This window comes from Bradyrhizobium sp. AUGA SZCCT0222, assembly GCF_018130205.1.
Classification (GTDB): domain Bacteria; phylum Pseudomonadota; class Alphaproteobacteria; order Rhizobiales; family Xanthobacteraceae; genus Bradyrhizobium.
On the sequence record NZ_JAFCLX010000063.1, the window covers coordinates 1 to 17,539 of the forward strand.

A 17,539-nucleotide genomic window follows, 5' to 3' on the forward strand; every position below is an offset into this window, starting at 1 on the left:
TCGTCCCGGCGAAGGCCGGGACCCATACGCCGCGGCCCCTGTTATTGAAAAAGGAAGATGACGACCAGCGTGCAAAACAATTATCGCTGGTGGGTATGGGTCCCGGCCTTCGCCGGGACGACCGTGGATTCGCTTCGGGACGACGCGAGAACTCAGCTCGCCGCTTCCAGCCGCTCTTCGGTCAGCAGCCGCATCGCGGCGTCGGCGTCCATCGGTTCGCCAAAGGCAAAACCTTGCGCGTATTCGCAGCCCAATTGATAGAGCTCGACCGCATCCGAATCGGTCTCGGCGCCCTCGGCGACCACGTCCATGCCGAGGTCGTGGGCGAGCGCGATGATCGATTTCAGGATCACCGGGCGGGTGCCGCGGCTGGTGGTGCGCACGAACGACTGGTCGATCTTGATGGTGTCGAACGGGAAGCGCTGCAGATAGGCCAGCGAGGAATGGCCGGTGCCGAAATCGTCCAGCGACAGGCCGGTGCCGAGCTCGCGGATCCGCGTGAGCATCTGCGCCGCGTGCTCCGGATTCTCCATGACCAGCGACTCGGTCAGTTCGAGCTTCAGCGTGCCGCGCGCCACCGAGGAGCGCGACAGCACGGTGCGGATGTCGTGGATCAGGTCGTGGCGCAGCAATTGCCGCGAGGAGACGTTGACGCTGGCGAAGATCGGCTCGCGCGAGCGCATCGCGCGCTGCCACACCGCGAGCTGCTTGGCGGTCTGGTCCATCACGAACATGCCGAGGTCGACGATCAGGCCGATCTCCTCTGCAATAGAGATGAATTCCGACGGGGACATCCGCCCGAGTTTGGGGTGATCCCAGCGCGCGAGGGCCTCGAAGCCGGCGATCGAGCGATCCTCCAGCCGCACGATCGGCTGGTACAGGATCGTGATTTCCTGCCGCTCGATGGCGCGGCGCAATTCGCTTTCCAGCGTCAGCCGGTCGGTCTTACGGGCGCGCATCGCCGGCTTGTAGACGTCGATGCGGTCGCCGCCGATGCGCTTGGAGTGATACATCGCCAGCTCGGCATCCTTGATGATCTCGTCGGACAGCTGTGTCTGCGGATCGCTCAATGCGAGGCCGATCGAAGCGGTCAGGAAGATCTCGCGGTCGTTGAAGGCGATCGGAGCGCGGATGGTCTTGCGGATGGTTTCGGCAAACGCGGTGATGCGCGCCGAATCCTGTTCCGACATCAGGATCAGGCCGAACTGGTCGCCGGCGAGCCGCGCCAGCGTGTCCTGGGGTTTAAGGATCCGGGTCAGCCGCCGCGCCAGCGTCAGCAGGATGGAGTCGCCGACCGCAATGCCGACGGAATCATTGACCTGCTTGAAGCGGTCGAGGTCGATCACCATCAGCGTCGGCCGCAGGTTCGGCATGGTCTTGGCGAAATTCGCCACCGCGCCGAGGCGGTCGATGAACAATTTGCGGTTCGGCAGGCCGGTGAGGTTGTCGTGCACGCTGTCATGCAGCATGCGCTCCTCGGCGTTCTTCTGCTCGGTGACGTCGGTCAGGGTGCCGACAACTCGGGAAACTTCGCCGTCGGAGCCGACCACCGGGCGTGCCTTGAGCGCGAACCACATGAAGTGGCCGTCCGGGGTACGAAGGCGGAAATCCTGCACCAGCCGGCCGCGGCGCTGGTCGAGCACGCTGTCGAGGGCGGCGCGGAAACGGTCCTGGTCGAGCGGATGCAGCACCTCGAGCCATTTCGCGGCCGGGCCTTCCAGCGTGCCGCGTTTGAGGCCGAGCAGGCTTTCGGTCTCCGGGCTGGTGAACACCTTGTCGGCGGAGACGTCCCAGTCCCAGATCAGGTCGCCGGAACCGGTCAGCGCCAGCGCGCGGCGCTCGACGTCGGAGACCACGCCGGTGGTGGCGCCGCCGCCGGCGAAGGCGTGCTGCATGACCGTAAATCCGATCAGCATCACGATCAGCACGAGGCCGCCGAGCAGCGCGGGGCCGACGATGTCGTTGGTGACGTTTCCGGCCACCGCCATGCCGGCCGCGACCACCCAGACCACCAGCAGGAACCAGGTCGGGATCAACAGCACTGCACGGTCGAAGCCGTGCGTGGAGAGATAGACGATGAGGGCAAAACCGGCGAAGGCGATCATGACCAGCGACATCCGCGCGATGCCGGAAGCCACCGCGGGATCGAACAGCGCCAGCGCCACCAAGGATCCGAGGAAGGTCAGCCAGCCGACGGTGATGTGGGAATAGCGCACATGCCAGCGGCTGAGATTGAGATAGGCGAACAGGAACACCAAGAGCGTCGCCGCCAGGATCGCTTCACCCGCCGCGCGCCAGACGCGCTCGGCGTTGTTCTGCATGTCCAGAACCTTGCCCCAGAAGCCGAAATCGACGCCGATATAGACCAGCACCGCCCAGGCCAGCGCGGCGGCAGCCGGGAACATGATGCTGCCCTTGACCACGAACAGAATGGTGAGCACGAGGGCCAGAAGGCCGGAGATCCCGATCACGATGCCCTGGTAGAGCGTGAACGAGTTGACCTTGTCCTTGTAGGCGTCAGGTTCCCACAGATAGAGCTGCGGCAGCTTGTCGGTGCGCAGTTCCGCGACGAAGGTGACGACCGCGCCGGGATCGAGCGTGATGCGGAAGATGTCGGCAGTGGCGCTTTCCTGGCGCTCGGGCCGGTCGCCGGTCGAGGGCGTGATGGTGGCGATGCGCGACAATCCGAGATCGGGCCACAACAGGCCCGACGACACGATGCGGTAGTGCGGGGCAACGATCAGGCGGTCGAGCTGGTCGTCGGTGTTGTTGGCGAGCGCGAACACCACCCAGTTCTGGCCGCCCTCACGGGCGCGCACCTCGATGCGGCGGACGATGCCGTCGGTTCCGGGCGCGGTCGAAACCTGGATGCGGTCGGCATCGCTGCGCTGGTGATCGAGCACCGCGGTGAGGTCGATGGCAGGCGCGTCACTGCGGACGCTGACAGCGTCGATGGCGCGCGCTGGCGGCGCGTACGCAACAATCATGAGGCCCAGCGCGAGCAGCGCAAGGCACCTGATCAGACGCAATTTCAGTACTCCGCGATCAACGAACCGGCCGACAAACCCCTGGGGCGCGAACGGCCCGACGTTGCCGCGATAAATGACATGAAAGCGAAGGAAATCAAAGGGTTTCCGCCTTCGCTTCGGTTCGGAGCGTTAAACCGCCAACACAATTTTGCCAATATGTGCGCTGGTCTCCATCCGCCGGTGCGCATCAGCAGCCTTTTCCAGCGGGAATGTGCTGTCCATCAGCGGCTTTACCCGCCCTTCGCGCATCAAGGGCATCACTTTGGCCTCGATCGCCGCGACCATCGCCGCCTTATCCGCATTAGTACGGGGGCGAAGGGTGGAGCCGGTGTGGGTCAGCCGCTTCACCATGACTTTGGCGATGTTGACGGTAACCTTGGGCCCATTGAGCGTTGCGATCTGCACGATACGGCCATCGACCGCGGCGGCATCATAGTTGCGATCGACGTAGTCGCCGGCAACCATGTCGAGGATGACGTTGGCGCCCGCGCCATCTGTCGCGGCCTTGACCTCGGCGACGAAGTCCTCGGTCTTGTAGTTGATGGCGCGGTCGGCGCCGAGCTTCAGGCACGCATCGACCTTGTCCTGGCCGCCGACGGTGACGATCACCCTGGAACCAAAGGCCTTGGCGAGCTGGATCGCCATGGTGCCGATGCCGGACGAGCCGCCATGGATCAGCAGCGTTTCGCCGGGCTTCAGCGCGCCGCGCTCGAACACATTGTGCCAGACCGTCATCAGTGTTTCCGGAATAGCACCGGCTTCCTGCATCGACAGGACAGGCGGCACGCTCATCGCCTGCGCGTCTTGCGCGATGCAATATTGCGCGTAGCCGCCACCGGCCACCAGCGACATCACCTTGTCGCCGAGCTTGTGCTTGCTCGCACCGGCGCCGAGCGCAACCACTTCGCCCGCGATTTCGAGGCCGGGCAGGTCGCTGGCGCCGGGCGGCGGCGGGTAGGCGCCGGACCGCTGCGCGACGTCGGGACGGTTGACGCCGGCGGCGGCGACCTTGACCAGGATTTCGCCGGGGCCGGGCAGGGGAACGCTGCGGGTTTCCGGCAACAGCACTTCGGGGCCGCCGGGCTTGCTGATGCCGACGACGGTCATTTGCGCGGGCAGCTTTTCCATGATTTGTCCTTGCGAAATACGGGAATTTTGAAGGCGGCCCCTGATTAGCCAGCCGTCATGCGGCTGGCAACCGCCTCAAGGGATCGCCGAGCACGGAGGAAACGCATGGCCATCGAAGATGACGACAAGCCGAGGAAGAAAATCACCCACGAGATCGGGCAGGATTTGTCGCTGCTGTCGGTCGAGGAGTTGACCGAGCGCATCGCGCTGATGAATTCCGAGATCGAACGGCTGCAGGCGGCGATGGCCAGGAAGCGCGCGTCCAAGGATGCGGCGAACAGTTTTTTCAAGTCGTAGTCGAGGCCGGGATGGGAATGCGCGGAAGGCGTCTCGTTGGCGCGGTCGTCATGGGTGCGGTCGTCATGGGTATTGTGTTTGCCGGACTGAGTGCGCCGGCCGATGCGCGGACGCCGGCGAGCTGTGTCGGGATCGACATGACCTCGGGCGAATGCAAGGCGCAGCGCTGCAAGAAGCCGTTCGCGAAAAATCTCGCCGCGTGCGCCGAACTGCCATCCAACAAATCGTGTCCGGTCCTCGCCCGGCAGCAAAAGCGCCAGTGCGACCGAAGCTGCGATGAGACTTATATGAAACGGTTCCCGCCGGGGTTTACCTGCGATGAACAATAAGTGGCCAATGGCCTAATTCGGGCAGCGCCTCGCGATGAATGGTGCAAGGAATGCTGCAAGTCCCAAACTGGGCCAATGGCCGACATGGCAAACAAAGCCTGAAGAAAATCGCTCGTTTACGATCAATTAAGCTTTCTGGTTTATGACTGGCGTCGTCCTCGTTTGGACACCGAGTGGCTCCTTTCCACTCTGTTTGACGCCTCCCTGTTATCAACTTCAAAAGCCGCCGGAAACGGCGGCTCTTTTTTGTCTCCGCAGGCTGGAAACCATATTTCCGGTTGCGGCTGGACTCTCGCCCTCGCAAGCGCAATGATTTGTTCATCATAAGTCGGCGGTTTGAAAAGCCGGCAGCGTATCAGTGGCGTGAGGGCGTTAACTATGGCGGACCGGCTGCACAGCGAATCCGCGCTCGTTCAATTCAGCGAGCGGCTGACTAATTCGGCGGCATTCGGAACCTTGTTCCGCGAGGGCATGGATCTGGTCGAGGAGACCGCCGCCTATCTCGACGGTGACGGCCGCGCCGAGGCCAAGGCGCTCGAACGCTCCGTCAGTCTCACCTATGCGACCGAAAGCATGCGGCTGACGACCCGCCTGATGCAGCTCGCCTCCTGGCTGCTGCTGCATCGCGCGGTCAAGGAAGGCGAGATGACGCTGACCCAGGCCAACCGCGAAAAGACCAAGGTCAAGCTCTCAGCCGCCGATCCCGGTCCCGAAGACATGATCGCCAAACTGCCGTTGCAATTGCAGCACCTGATCGAGCGTTCGATGAACCTGCAGTCGCGGGTGCGCCGGCTCGACACTTCGATCCATGCACCGGCGGCCGAACGCGCCCCGATCGGCAATCCGCTGGTGCCGCAGCTCAACCGCCTGAAGGCGGCCTTCGAGCGGTAAGAAGATAATCATCCGTCATTCCGGGATGGTCCGAAGGACCAGACCCGGAATCTCGAGATTCCCCGGGGGCGCAATTGCGCCCCTGAGGTTCGATGCTTCGCATCGCCCCGGAATGACGGCAGTGAATAGCAAAACAAAAAACGCCCCGGGAAACCGGGGCGTTTTGCATTCCTGGGCCGAATGGCGAGGGGTCGAAAAACCCTCAGTCCTTCTTGAGGAAGCCCGAAAACTTCTTCTGGAAGCGCGACACGCGGCCGCCGCGGTCGAGCATCTGCTGGGTGCCGCCGGTCCAGGCCGGATGCGACTTGGAGTCGATGTCGAGGTTCAGCTTGTCGCCTTCCTTGCCCCAGGTGGAACGGGTCTGATACTCCGTACCGTCGGTCATAACGACCGTAATCGTATGATAATTCGGGTGAATTTCGGCTTTCATGGCATATCCTTCGGCGCGCCTGCGCCCGTCTCGAAATGTCAGGGGTACGGGATTTGGGCGGGTCTATAACGCAACAAGGCCGCCAAAACAAGCTGCCAGGGCCGTCTGATTGGCCGATCTGCCGGATTTGCCAGCGCCGCTTCCGGGGCCTATCTGGGGGCATCGAAACTGGTCCCTTTTCATGAGCGCAGCCGAACAGCTTGAAGACCCACCCGGCGGCGTGCCGCCGCGGCGCGACGCGCTGCTCGAGGAAGAGGCCTTCATCGAAACCCAGCTCACGCAGTCGCCGGCCAAGACCGGCGCAAAACTGCGCCCGCTGCTGGCGCTGGCGCCCTATGTCGCGCGCTATCGCGGGCGGGCGATATTGGCGTTTATCTCGCTGACCGTCGCGGCGGTGACGACCCTGGTGGTGCCGATCGCGGTGCGGCGCATGATCGACTTCGGCTTCAGCCCCGAAGGCATCGCGATGATCAACAGCTACTTCAGCGTGATGATCGCGGTCGTTGCGGTGCTGGCCTGCGCCAGCGCATCGCGGTTCTATCTGGTCATGACGATCGGCGAGCGCATCGTTGCGGACCTGCGGCGCGACGTGTTCGCGCATCTGATCTCGCTGTCGCCTTCCTTCTTCGATTCCGCCCGCAGCGGCGAACTGGTGTCGCGGCTCACGGCCGACACCACCCAGATCAAGTCGGCGGTGGGCGCGTCGGTGTCGATCGCGCTGCGCAACCTGATGCTGTTCATCGGCGCCACCACCATGATGGTGATCACGAGCCCGAAGCTTTCGCTGTTCGTGCTGCTGGCAATTCCGGTGATCGTGATTCCGCTGGTCGCGTTCGGACGCTGGGTGCGGCGGCTGTCGCGCAACGCGCAGGACACGCTGGCCGACGCCAGCGCCTATGCCTCTGAGCTGGTCGGCGCTATCCGAACCGTGCAGGCCTATACCAGCGAGCGGATGGCCGCGACGCGCTTCGGCCGCGAGGTCGAACAGGCCTATGACGCGGCGCGCAGTTCAACGCGGGCGCGCGCGGTGCTGACGCTGATCATCATCTTCATCGTGTTTTCCAGCGTCGTGGTGATCCTGTGGGTCGGCTCGCACGACGTGCTGACCGGTTCGATCAGCCCGGGCCGGCTCGGCCAGTTCGTGCTGTATGCGGCGTTCGCCGCGACGGGCCTCGGCCAGCTCAGCGAGGTCTGGGGTGAAGTCTCGGCCGCCTCGGGCGCCGCCGAACGGTTGTTCGAGATCCTGCGCGTCAAGCCGCAGATCACGGCGCCGGCCTCGCCGGTCGCCCTGCCGTCGCCGGCGCGCGGCGATGTCACATTTGAGAATGTCAGCTTCAACTACCCGACGCGCCCGGATGTCCGGGCGATCGACAGCGTCTCGCTGTCGGTACGGGCCGGAGAGAAGGTCGCGATCGTCGGCCCGTCAGGTGCCGGCAAGAGCACGCTGTTTCATCTGCTGCTGCGGTTCTACGATCCCGCCAGCGGAACGATTTCGGTCGACGCCGTGCCGATCAAATCGGCCGATCCGCGCGAGTTACGCGCGCGCATCGCGCTGGTGCCACAGGACTCGGTGGTGTTCGCGGCAAGCGCCCGTGAAAACATCCGCTTCGGCCGGCCTGATGCCAGCGATGCCGAGGTCGAACGCGCGGCCGATCAGGCGCATGCCACCGAATTCATTCGCCGCCTGCCTGAGGGTTTCGAGGCGCAGCTTGGCGAGCGCGGCGTGACGCTGTCGGGCGGCCAGCGCCAGCGCATCGCCATTGCCCGCGCTATCCTGCGCGACGCCCCGCTGTTGCTGCTCGATGAGGCAACCTCCGCGCTCGATGCCGAAAGCGAGACCCTGGTGCAGACCGCGCTGGAAGAACTGATGCGCCACCGCACCACGCTCGTGATCGCGCACCGGCTCGCGACCGTTCTGTCCTGCGACCGCATCATGGTGATGGATCAGGGCCGCATCGTCGAACAGGGCACGCATGCCGAGCTGGTTGCCGCGAACGGGCTGTATGCAAGGCTGGCGCGGCTGCAGTTCGAAGGGATTTGACTTCCGTTAAGGTGAGCGCGCTCTACACTCCGTCATTGCGAGCGCAGCGAAGCAATCCATCTCACCACGGAAGGAAAGAATGGATTGCTTCGTCGCGGAGCCTGTCATCGGGCCGCGCATTCGCGCGACCCGTTGGCTCCTCGCAATGACGGGATTGGCCGCGACTACCGTTCCGTCAGCTTCAGCTCGATGCGGCGGTTGCGTTTGTAGGCTTCCTCCGTCGGCGCCGTGTCGAGCGGCTGGAATTCGGCAAAGCCTGCGGCGACCAGCCGCTGCGCGGGGACGCCGAGCGAGACCAGATATTGCACCACCGAGATCGCGCGCGCCGACGATAGTTCCCAGTTCGACTTGAATACCGGGCTGTTCATGATCGGCCGCACGTCGGTGTGGCCGTCGACCCGCAGCACCCAGGCGATTTCGCTTGGGATCTGCTTGTCGAGATCAACCAGCGCGGATGCAAGCTTGTCGAGCTCGGCGCGGCCTTCGGGCAGCAGCAAGGCCTGTCCGGTGTCGAAGAACACTTCGGATTGGAACACGAAGCGATCGCCGACGATCCGGACATCCGGCCGATTGCCGAGAATCGCACGCAGCCGCCCGAAGAACTCGGAACGGTAACGCGTCAGTTCCTGCACCCGCTGAGCCAGCGCCACGTTGAGCCGTTGGCCGAGATCGGCAATGCGGCCCTGCGATTCCTTGTCGCGTTTTTCGGAGGCGTCGAGCGCTTCTTCAAGCGCGGCGAGTTGCCGGCGCAGCGCGCTGATCTGCTGGTTCAGCACCTCGATCTGCGCCAGCGCGCGCGACGTCACCGCCTTCTCGGAATCCAGCGCCTTGTTGAGTTCGTTGGCGCGGCCCTGGGCGTCGTTGCCGGCGCCGGCGAGCCCCTCATAAAGGCCCTTGATGCGATCGCGCTCCGCTTCCACCGATGTCAATCCGGCGCGCGCCTGCGAGAGCTGGTCGCTGAGGTTCAATCCGGTGAGTTTTTCCAGCGACAGCAGATCGTTCAACTGCGCGATCTTGGCGTTGAGGGCCTCCAGCGCCTTATCCTTGCCGGTGACTTCCTGCGACAGGAAGAACTGCACGACGAGAAACACCGAGAGCAGGAACACGATCGAGAGCACCAGCGTCGACAGCGCGTCGACGAAGCCCGGCCAGTAGTTCATTCCCGATTCGTTGCGGCGTGCACGCGCGAGGGCCATCGGCTAAATCTCTTTATGTCTGAGCATGATCTTATCCGAAAACCGGAACGCCACTTTTCGGGATCATGCTGTTAACTCTTCTCGGGCTGGCGCGCGATCCGCTCGAGCAGCTTCTTGATCTCGCGGTTCTGTTCGCCCTGGCCGTCGGCCCATTCGCGGATCATCTGCTGCTCGGTGCGCATATGCGCGACCAGGCCCTGAATGGCTTCGGCGAGGTTGGCCATCGCCGCCGTGGTGCTGCGGCTGCTGCCGCCTTCCTCGACCACCGCGCGCAGCCGCTCCATCGCGTGCTGCAGCTCGCCGGAAACACCGGTGGTGCCGTCGCCTGAATATTCGCGCACGGTCGAGGCGAGCCAGTCTTCCAGGTCGGTATAGAAGCGGTTCTGCGCCTGGCTCGATTGCAGGTCGAGGAAACCCAGGATCAGCGATCCGGCGAGGCCGAACAGCGAGGATGAAAACGAGATGCCCATGCCCTTGAGCGGCGCCGCCAGACCCTCCTTCAGGGTATCGAACAGCGAGCCCGAATCACCACCGACCTTCAGCCCCTCGATCACCTGGCCGACGGAGCCTACGGTTTCGATCAGGCCCCAGAAGGTGCCGAGCAGGCCGAGAAAGACGAGCAGGCCCGTCATGTAGCGGGAGATGTCGCGGGCTTCGTCCAGCCTTGTTGCGATCGAATCCAGCAAATGCCGCATGGTTTGCTGCGAGATCGACATCCGCCCGGTGCGCTCGCCGCCGAGTATCGCCGCCATCGGCGCCAGCAGCGTGGGGCGCCGGTCGATGGCGAGACCGGGATCGGCGATGCGGAAATTGTTGACCCAGGAGACTTCCGGATAAAGCCGGATCACCTGCCGGAACGACAGGATGATGCCGATCAGAAGCACCGCGCCGATCAGGGCGTTGAGGCCGGGATTGGCGAAGAACGCGGTGACGATCTGCTTGTAGAGCACGGTCATGACCAGGCCGCACAGCACCAGGAACACCAGCATCCGCACCAGAAAAATCTGTGGCGACGACAATTTGGTGAGCTCGATCTCCATTTCGGAGCGGGCGGAGGGGCCTTGGGGCATTGCGGGGGTCTTCCGTTGCGAAAAGCCGCGTTTGGGGGGCCAATATGGCACAGCGCGGCTGAGAAAAAAGATCGGAAAAGCGCTGTTTCAGGTAGACGACGGGGAACTTCACGCCGAAACCGGGCTTTGACTTGAGCGTATTTTGGAAACGTTCTTTGTCCAACCGGGATTTTTCATGACGGCCCTGTATCTCGAAGCGCTGGCGGCGATGGCCGTTTTGCTCTCGGTCCGGATGGCGGGCACCTGGATGGTGCAGCCACGCACCGGCAATGCCGGTTGGGTGGATACAATCTGGACCGTTTCGCCCGGTTTGGCCCGCGTAACCGGCATTCCGTCGCTTGAGCCGCAGCTGCTGCGCTCGCGCGATGACCGCTATCGCGACTGTCAGTTGCGTGTCCGTCCGTTCTTCTCGCTGTCGCCGCAAGATGATCCCCGAAATTGGAGGCCGGTTTTCTAGAAAGGATCGTGCTCAAGAAAGGGAGTGGTCACATGAGCTTCGTTTCCACGATCATCGGCACCGCTGAGCGGGTGCCGCTGCCTGACGTCATCATCCGCGCCGCGATCCACCGGCTGTGTTCGCGCACCGCAACAAGGCTCGCCATCGGCAACGCCGAAAGCGACGCCTGGTTTGCCGACGAGATGGCCGCGCGCGCCATCGCCGAATACAGCGATGAGGCCACCGCGCAGCATCACGAGGTGCCGTCGGCGTTCTTCGCGCTTGTCCTCGGGCCACACCGCAAATATTCCTCGTGCTTCTACCGGGAGCCGGCCACGACATTGCAGGAGGCCGAAGAGGAGGCGCTGCGTCAGACCGTCGGGCATGCCGATATCGCCGACGGCCAATCGATTCTCGAATTCGGCTGCGGCTGGGGTTCGCTGTCGCTGTGGATGGCGCGGCAGTTCCCGCATTCGGAAGTGACGGCAGTATCGAATTCCGCCTCGCAGCGCCAATTCATCGAGGGCGAAGCCCGCAAGCGCGGATTGAAGAATCTGCGTGTGGTTACCTCGGAGATGAATCTGTTCGACCCGCAGATGCAGTTCGACCGCATCGTCTCCGTCGAGATGTTCGAGCACCTGCTGAACTGGCGCGAATTGATGTCGCGGATCCGTTCGTGGTTGAAGCCGGACGGCCGCTTCTTCATGCACATCTTCACCCATCGCTCGGGCGCCTATCTGTTCGACCGCGCCGATGGCGAGGACTGGGTCGCGCAGCATTTCTTCACCGGCGGCATGATGCCGAGCCACCATCTGATCCGGCAATATTCCGATCTGCTCGAAATCGAAAAGGAATGGCGCTGGAGCGGGCTGCATTATCACCGCACCGCGCAGGATTGGCTGGCCAATTTCGATCTGCACCGCGAGGAGATCGAAGCGGTGTTGCGTCCCGTCTATGGTGGCGAGACCGCGTTGTGGATGCGGCGCTGGCGCTGGTTCTTTCTCGCGACGTCAGGCCTGTTCGGTTACGCCGACGGCAGCGAATGGGGCATCAGCCATTATCGGATGAAGGCGGCTGGTTAACAGGACAGCAGGTGATTCGCGCCATTTTTCCGCAAGCTCGCGCGCGGCCGCTCTCTCACGCGTTCATAACCTGGGTTCCATTCCAACGAGCTAAAAAGGAATGTTGTCACAATCCGGTGAGTCGGCAAAATCGCCGTTTATTCAGTGCGATAGCGTCTGTGACATTGGGCCGCCGCGCATGCGCATTGCATCGCAGCAAACTCACCCTATCCTTGTCTCAACAACAACGCGGTGTCTTCGCGACATATCGCGCAAACATGGTTTGCGCTTCAACTCGACTAAAGGGGCGATGTTTCTGATGTCTGGAATTCGTGCGCAATCATGCATCGCTCTGATGCTCCTTGCGATGGCGCCGCTGTTGGCTGGATGCAAAGAGCCAACCGCTGCGACGGCTGCTGTGCAGCCTTCTTCCGAGCCAGACGTCAGTGTTGTTACCGTGAGGCCGCAGGCGCGTGCGATCGTCCGCGAGTTGCCGGGGCGTATCGCGCCGACCCGCGTTTCTGAAGTGCGCCCGCGCGTGTCTGGCATCGTGGTCGAGCGCCTGTTCCACCAGGGTAGCGAGGTCAAGGCCGGCGACGCGCTCTACAGGATCGATCCGCGGCCGTTCGAGGTCGAGGTGCAGTCGACCGAAGCCGCGCTGGCGCGCGCCAGCGCAACGTTCGATCAGGCCGCATCGCATGCGCGCCGTATCGCCACGCTGACCAGCCAGCGCGCAGCCCCAGAAGCCGAGAACGAAAAAGCCATCTCGGCCGAGCGTCAGGCGGCTGCCGACGTCGAGGGCCGCAAGGCCGACGTCGCCCGCGCTAAACTCAATCTCGATTATGCCACCATCCGCGCTCCGATCGACGGCGTCGTCGGCGCCGCGCTGGTGAGCGAAGGCGCGCTTGTCGTACAGAACGAAAGCACGAGCCTTGCGACCATCCAGCAACTCGATCCGATCTATGCCGATTTCACCCAATCGGTGAACGAGCTCAATCAGCTGCGCCGGGCGGTGGAGAGCGGCGATCTCGACCGTATCGCGCCTGACGCGATGAAGGTTCGCCTGGTGCTGGACGATGGCTCGGTTTATCCGATTGCCGGCCGCTTGCTGTTCTCGGAGGCCAAGGTCGATGCCCATACCGGGCAGGTGACGTTGCGCGGCGAGTTCCCCAATCCGAGGCGCGAATTGCTGCCGGGCATGTATGTCCGCGTGCTGATCGAGCAGGGCATCGATACCGACGCCATCGCGGTGCCGCAGCAGGCGATCCAGCGCAATGGCGGCGGTGGCAGCGAAGTGTTCGTGGTCAAGAGCGACAACCTCGTCGCCGTCCAGCCGGTACGCACCGGCTCGTTGCAGGGCGGCCAGTGGTTCGTCACCGAGGGCCTGAAGGCCGGTGACAGGGTCATCGTCGAGGGCTTCCAGAAGTTTGCCGCCGGCGATAAGGTCCGGCCGCAGCTGCTGACCGAGGCCGACGCGTCCGCCGATTTCGCCGGTGCCAGGCCGTCCGCGCAAGCGACACGGTAGATTCCATGCCGAGTTTCTTCATCGACAGGCCGATCTTCGCCTGGGTCGTCGCGCTTTTCATCTGTCTGATCGGCGCGATCTCGATCCCGCTGCTGGCGATCGCGCAGTATCCGATCATCGCACCGCCCTCGATCTCGATATCGACCAGCTATCCCGGCGCGTCGCCGGAAAACCTCTACAACAGCGTCACGCGGCTGATCGAGGAAGAGCTCAACGGCGCCAACGGCATCCTGAACTTCGAGTCCACCAGCGACTCGCTGGGCCAGGTCGAGATCATCGCCAATTTCGTGCCGGGCACCGACACCGGCACGGCGTCGGTGGAAGTGCAGAATCGCATCAAGCGCGTCGAGGCGCGGCTGCCGCGCGCGGTGATCCAGCAGGGCATCCTGATCGAGGAAGCTTCCAGCGCCGTGCTGCAGATCATCACGCTGCGCTCGACCGACGGCAGCCTCGACGAGGTCGGCCTCGGCGACTTCATGATTCGCAGCGTTCTCGGCGAAATCAGGCGCATTCCCGGCGTCGGCCGCGCCACGCTCTATTCCACCGAACGCAGTCTGCGCATCTGGGTCGATCCGGCCAAGCTGGTCGGCTATGGGCTGACCGCCGATGACGTCAACAAGGCGATCACGGCGCAGAACGCGCAAGTAGCCTCCGGCAGCATCGGCGCCGAGCCGAGCACGGATGACCAGAAGATTTCGGCGCTGGTGCTGGTCAAGGGACAGCTCTCGTCGCCGGACGAATTCGGCGCGATTATCCTGCGTGCCAATGCGGACGGCTCTACGGTGCGTTTGCGCGACGTGGCCCGGATCGAGATCGGCGGATTAAGCTATCAGTTCAACACGCGGCTTAACGGCAAGCCGACGGCGGGTCTGTCGGTGCTGATGTCGCCGACCGGCAACGCGCTGGCGACCGCAAGCGCGGTCGAGGCCAAGATGAAGGAGCTGTCGCGCTTCTTCCCGGCCAACATCGCCTATGAAATTCCCTACAACATCACACCTGTCGTGAAGGCCTCGATCGAGAAGGTGCTGATGACGCTGGTCGAAGCCATCGTGCTGGTCTTCATCGTGATGTTCCTGTTCCTGCAGAACATCCGCTACACCATCATTCCGACCATCGTGGTGCCGGTGGCGCTGCTCGGCACCTGCGCGGTCCTGCTGGCGGCCGGCTACTCCATCAACATGTTGACGATGTTCGGCATGGTGCTGGCGGTCGGCATTCTCGTCGACGACGCTATCGTGGTGGTCGAGAACGTCGAGCGCATCATGGCGGAAGAGGGCCTGCCGCCGAAGGAGGCCACCCGCAAGGCGATGTCGCAGATCACAGGCGCCATCATCGGCATTACGCTGGTGCTGATCGCGGTGTTCGTGCCGATGGCGTTCTTCCCGGGATCGGTCGGGGTCATCTACCGGCAATTCTCGGTAACGATGGTCGCGGCGATCGCGTTCTCCGCGCTGCTGGCGATGTCGCTGACGCCGGCGCTGTGCGCGACCTTGCTGAAGCCGGTCGCGGCCGGCCACGGCCATGCCAGGAAGGGCGTGTTCGGCTGGTTCAACCGCGCGCTCGACGGCACCAAGGACGGTTATACGCGCGTCGTCGGACATTCGCTGAAGCGAACCGGCCGACTGATGCTGATCTATGCCGCGCTGCTCGTTGGGCTGAGCTGGGCTTTTATTCGCTTGCCCGGCGGCTTCCTGCCGGTCGACGACCAGGGCTTCATCACCACCGACGTGCAGACACCGGCTGACTCGTCCTATGCCCGCACCGAGGCGGCGGTCGAGAAGGTCGAGCAATATCTGGCCAAGCGTTCCGGCGTCGAGAACGTCACCTTCCTCACCGGCTTCAGCTTCCTCGGCCAGGGCATCAACACCGCGCAGGCCTTCATCACGCTGAAGGACTGGTCGGATCGCGGGCCGAAGGATTCGGCAGCCGCCATCGTCAACGACATCAACCGCGATCTGTCGTCGATCCGCGACGCCCGGATTTCCGCGCTGCAGCCGCCGCCGATCGACAATCTCGGCAACTCCTCGGGCTTCTCGTTCCGCCTGCAGGACCGCGGCCAGAAGGGTTATCCGGCGCTGGTCAGCGCCGCCGAGCAGCTCATCGCGGAAGCCAATGCCAGCCGTGTGCTGCAAAAGGTCTATGTCGAAGGTCTGCCGCCGGGGCCGCAGGTCAATCTGATGATCGACCGCGAAAAGGCCGGCGCGTTCGGCGTCACCTTCGAGGACATCAACAACACCATATCGACCAATCTCGGATCGAACTACATCAACGACTTCCCGAACCGGGGCCGGATGCAGCGCGTGATCGTGCAGGCCGACCGCGGCAGCCGCATGAACGCCGACGACATCCTGAACTACAACGTCAAGAACAGCCGCGGCCAGCTGGTGCCGCTGTCCTCGTTCGCCTCCGTCGAATGGTCGAAGGGGCCGACGCAGATCGCCGGCTTCAACTACTATCCCGCGGTACGCATCAGCGGCGAAGCCAAGCCCGGCTTTACTTCGGGCGACGCCATCGCAGAGATGGAGCGGCTCGCGGGCAAGCTGCCGCGCGGCTTCGGCTATGAGTGGACCGGTCAATCGCTGCAGGAAAAGCTGTCGGGCTCGCAGGCGCCGTTCCTGCTCGGACTGTCGGCGCTGGTGGTGTTCCTATGTCTGGCAGCCCTCTATGAAAGCTGGACCATTCCGCTCGCCGTGCTGCTGACGGTGCCGCTCGGCATCTGCGGTTCGGTGCTGGCCGCGTCGTTGCGCGGCCTACCGAACGACGTTTACTTCACCGTCGCCCTGATCACCATCATCGGACTGGCTGCGAAAGATGCCATTCTGATCATCGAGTTTGCCAAGGAGCTGCGCGCGCAAGGCAAGCCGCTGGTCGAAGCGACGATCGAAGCCTGCACCTTGCGTTTCCGCCCGATCCTGATGACCGGTCTCGCCTTCGTTTGCGGCGTGCTGCCGATGGTGATCGCGACCGGCGCCGGCGGCGCCAGCCAACAGGCGCTCGGTACCAGCGTGATGGGCGGCATGATCGCGGTCGTGATCCTGGCGCTGCTGATGGTGCCGGTGTTCTTCGTCGTGGTGCAAAGGTTCTTTGCGGGGGACCGGGAAGTGGTGGCGGAAGCGAAGCCGTCGCAGGCGGCGCCGAGGCCTGCTGAGTAGCGATTATTCGCCACGCCGACTTGTCACCTCGACCGGCAAGCTCCTGGCGCGGCCGTGGCGGCGGCTTTGCGCATCGCTGCGCCGTCACAGCGGCTTGAGTATCTTCACCAGCTCTTTGTGCACGAACTCATTGCCGCAGATCAGGTGTCCGGTCGTGAGCGGATCGTCGTCGCCCGCCATGCCTGACACGACGCCGCCGGCTTCGCGGATCATGATCTGTCCGGCCGCCATGTCCCATGGCTGCAGATTGCGCTCCCAATAACCGTCGAGGCGGCCGGCGGCGACGAAGGCCATGTCGAGCGAGGCGGCGCCGAACCTTCGAAGGCCTGCAACCCGCTCCTGGATCGCGGTCATTTCCAGCCGCGACTGAGCATGGTCGCCACGCCCGATATGCGGCAGGCCGCAGCCGACCACGCATTCGTCGAGCTGGCGCCGGCCGGCGACGCGCAGCCGCTGGTCGTTGAGGAACGCGCCCTTGCCGCGCTCGGCGATGTAGAGCTCGTCATTGGCCGGATTGTAGATCACGCCCGCGATGATGGTGCCTTCGCGCTGCAGGCCGATCGAGATCGCGAATTGCGGAATGCCGTGCAGGAAGTTCGTCGTGCCGTCCAGGGGATCGACGATCCAGGTATGGCTCTTGTCGGCGCCTTCGCGCGTGCCGCCTTCCTCGCCGATGAAGCCGTAACCCGGCCGCGACTTGGTCAGATCCGCATAGAGCAGTTCCTCGGCGCGCTTGTCGGCCATGGTGACGAAATTCGCAGGCCCCTTCAGCGACACCTGCAGATGTTCGACCTCGCCGAGGTCGCGCTTGAGGCTGCGGCCGGCGTGGCGCGCGGCTTTCACCATGACGTTGATAAGGGCTGAATGCAGCATGATGCGAGGCTTATGGGTTAGGAGGAAAACGGCCAATGCCGCCCAAGGGCTGAGCTAAGGGGTGAGGGACTGGGTGCCCTG

Annotated in this window: 14 protein-coding genes; 8 read left to right on the forward strand and 6 right to left on the reverse strand. The window is 63.8% G+C overall.

Features of this window, described 5'->3' with window-relative positions; all coding sequences use genetic code 11:
• Window positions 1–152: 152 nt before the first annotated feature.
• Together JQ629_RS33110 and JQ629_RS33115 are read right to left on the reverse strand one after the other, a co-directional pair.
• Window positions 153–3,029, reverse strand: coding sequence for an EAL domain-containing protein (locus tag JQ629_RS33110; RefSeq protein WP_212416184.1), 2,877 nt, complete (start codon window positions 3,027–3,029; stop codon window positions 153–155).
• Window positions 3,030–3,158: 129 nt separating this feature from the next.
• Window positions 3,159–4,157, reverse strand: a complete 999-nt coding sequence (locus JQ629_RS33115) for an NAD(P)H-quinone oxidoreductase (protein ID WP_212416185.1) — start codon at window positions 4,155–4,157, stop codon at window positions 3,159–3,161.
• Between the two features lie 105 nt (window positions 4,158–4,262).
• On the opposite strand from JQ629_RS33115, the gene JQ629_RS33120 reads away from it, so the two are divergent.
• The 3 genes from JQ629_RS33120 to rcdA all read left to right on the forward strand — a co-directional run bounded on the left by JQ629_RS33120 (window position 4,263) and on the right by rcdA (window position 5,674).
• Window positions 4,263–4,454: a DUF1192 domain-containing protein gene (locus tag JQ629_RS33120; protein WP_212416186.1), complete on the forward strand. Its 192-nt coding sequence runs from the start codon at window positions 4,263–4,265 to the stop codon at window positions 4,452–4,454.
• Between the two features lie 50 nt (window positions 4,455–4,504).
• Window positions 4,505–4,783 carry a hypothetical protein gene (locus tag JQ629_RS33125; protein ID WP_212416187.1) on the forward strand — a complete coding sequence of 93 codons (279 nt, stop codon included), beginning with the start codon at window positions 4,505–4,507 and terminating at the stop codon, window positions 4,781–4,783.
• A 378-nt stretch (window positions 4,784–5,161) separates the two neighbouring features.
• On the forward strand, window positions 5,162–5,674 hold the full coding sequence (gene rcdA, locus JQ629_RS33130) for a protease adaptor protein RcdA (protein WP_212416188.1): 513 nt from the start codon (window positions 5,162–5,164) through the stop codon (window positions 5,672–5,674).
• A gap of 202 nt (window positions 5,675–5,876) precedes the next feature.
• Here rcdA and rpmE read toward each other — a convergent pair whose 3' ends face one another.
• Window positions 5,877–6,104, reverse strand: a complete 228-nt coding sequence (gene rpmE / locus JQ629_RS33135; RefSeq protein ID WP_192736886.1) for a 50S ribosomal protein L31 — start codon at window positions 6,102–6,104, stop codon at window positions 5,877–5,879.
• A gap of 181 nt (window positions 6,105–6,285) precedes the next feature.
• Between rpmE and JQ629_RS33140 the strand changes: the two genes are divergently transcribed.
• Window positions 6,286–8,145 carry an ABC transporter ATP-binding protein/permease gene (locus tag JQ629_RS33140; protein ID WP_212416189.1) on the forward strand — a complete coding sequence of 620 codons (1,860 nt, stop codon included), beginning with the start codon at window positions 6,286–6,288 and terminating at the stop codon, window positions 8,143–8,145.
• 164 nt (window positions 8,146–8,309) lie between these two features.
• Here JQ629_RS33140 and JQ629_RS33145 read toward each other — a convergent pair whose 3' ends face one another.
• The gene (locus tag JQ629_RS33145; RefSeq protein WP_192736884.1) at window positions 8,310–9,341 is read right to left on the reverse strand and encodes a peptidoglycan -binding protein; all 1,032 of its coding nucleotides are present in this window, start codon (window positions 9,339–9,341) and stop codon (window positions 8,310–8,312) included.
• Between the two features lie 71 nt (window positions 9,342–9,412).
• Complete coding sequence (locus tag JQ629_RS33150; RefSeq protein WP_212213250.1) at window positions 9,413–10,411, reverse strand: flagellar motor protein MotA; 999 nt, start codon at window positions 10,409–10,411, stop codon at window positions 9,413–9,415.
• Window positions 10,412–10,586: 175 nt separating this feature from the next.
• Between JQ629_RS33150 and JQ629_RS33155 the strand changes: the two genes are divergently transcribed.
• The 4 genes from JQ629_RS33155 to JQ629_RS33170 all read left to right on the forward strand — a co-directional run bounded on the left by JQ629_RS33155 (window position 10,587) and on the right by JQ629_RS33170 (window position 16,585).
• Entirely contained in the window at window positions 10,587–10,868 is a 282-nt protein-coding gene (locus JQ629_RS33155) for a hypothetical protein (RefSeq protein WP_212416190.1), read from the forward strand.
• 32 nt (window positions 10,869–10,900) lie between these two features.
• Entirely contained in the window at window positions 10,901–11,929 is a 1,029-nt protein-coding gene (locus tag JQ629_RS33160; RefSeq protein ID WP_212416191.1) for an SAM-dependent methyltransferase, read from the forward strand.
• A gap of 298 nt (window positions 11,930–12,227) precedes the next feature.
• Window positions 12,228–13,433 (forward strand): efflux RND transporter periplasmic adaptor subunit, encoded by a 1,206-nt coding sequence (locus JQ629_RS33165; protein ID WP_212416192.1) that lies wholly within the window; start codon window positions 12,228–12,230, stop codon window positions 13,431–13,433.
• Window positions 13,434–13,438: 5 nt separating this feature from the next.
• The gene (locus tag JQ629_RS33170; protein ID WP_212416193.1) at window positions 13,439–16,585 is read left to right on the forward strand and encodes a multidrug efflux RND transporter permease subunit; all 3,147 of its coding nucleotides are present in this window, start codon (window positions 13,439–13,441) and stop codon (window positions 16,583–16,585) included.
• An 84-nt stretch (window positions 16,586–16,669) separates the two neighbouring features.
• Here the strand turns inward: JQ629_RS33170 and JQ629_RS33175 are convergent, their stop codons facing one another.
• Window positions 16,670–17,458: an inositol monophosphatase family protein gene (locus JQ629_RS33175; protein ID WP_212391542.1), complete on the reverse strand. Its 789-nt coding sequence runs from the start codon at window positions 17,456–17,458 to the stop codon at window positions 16,670–16,672.
• Window positions 17,459–17,539: the final 81 nt, after the last annotated feature.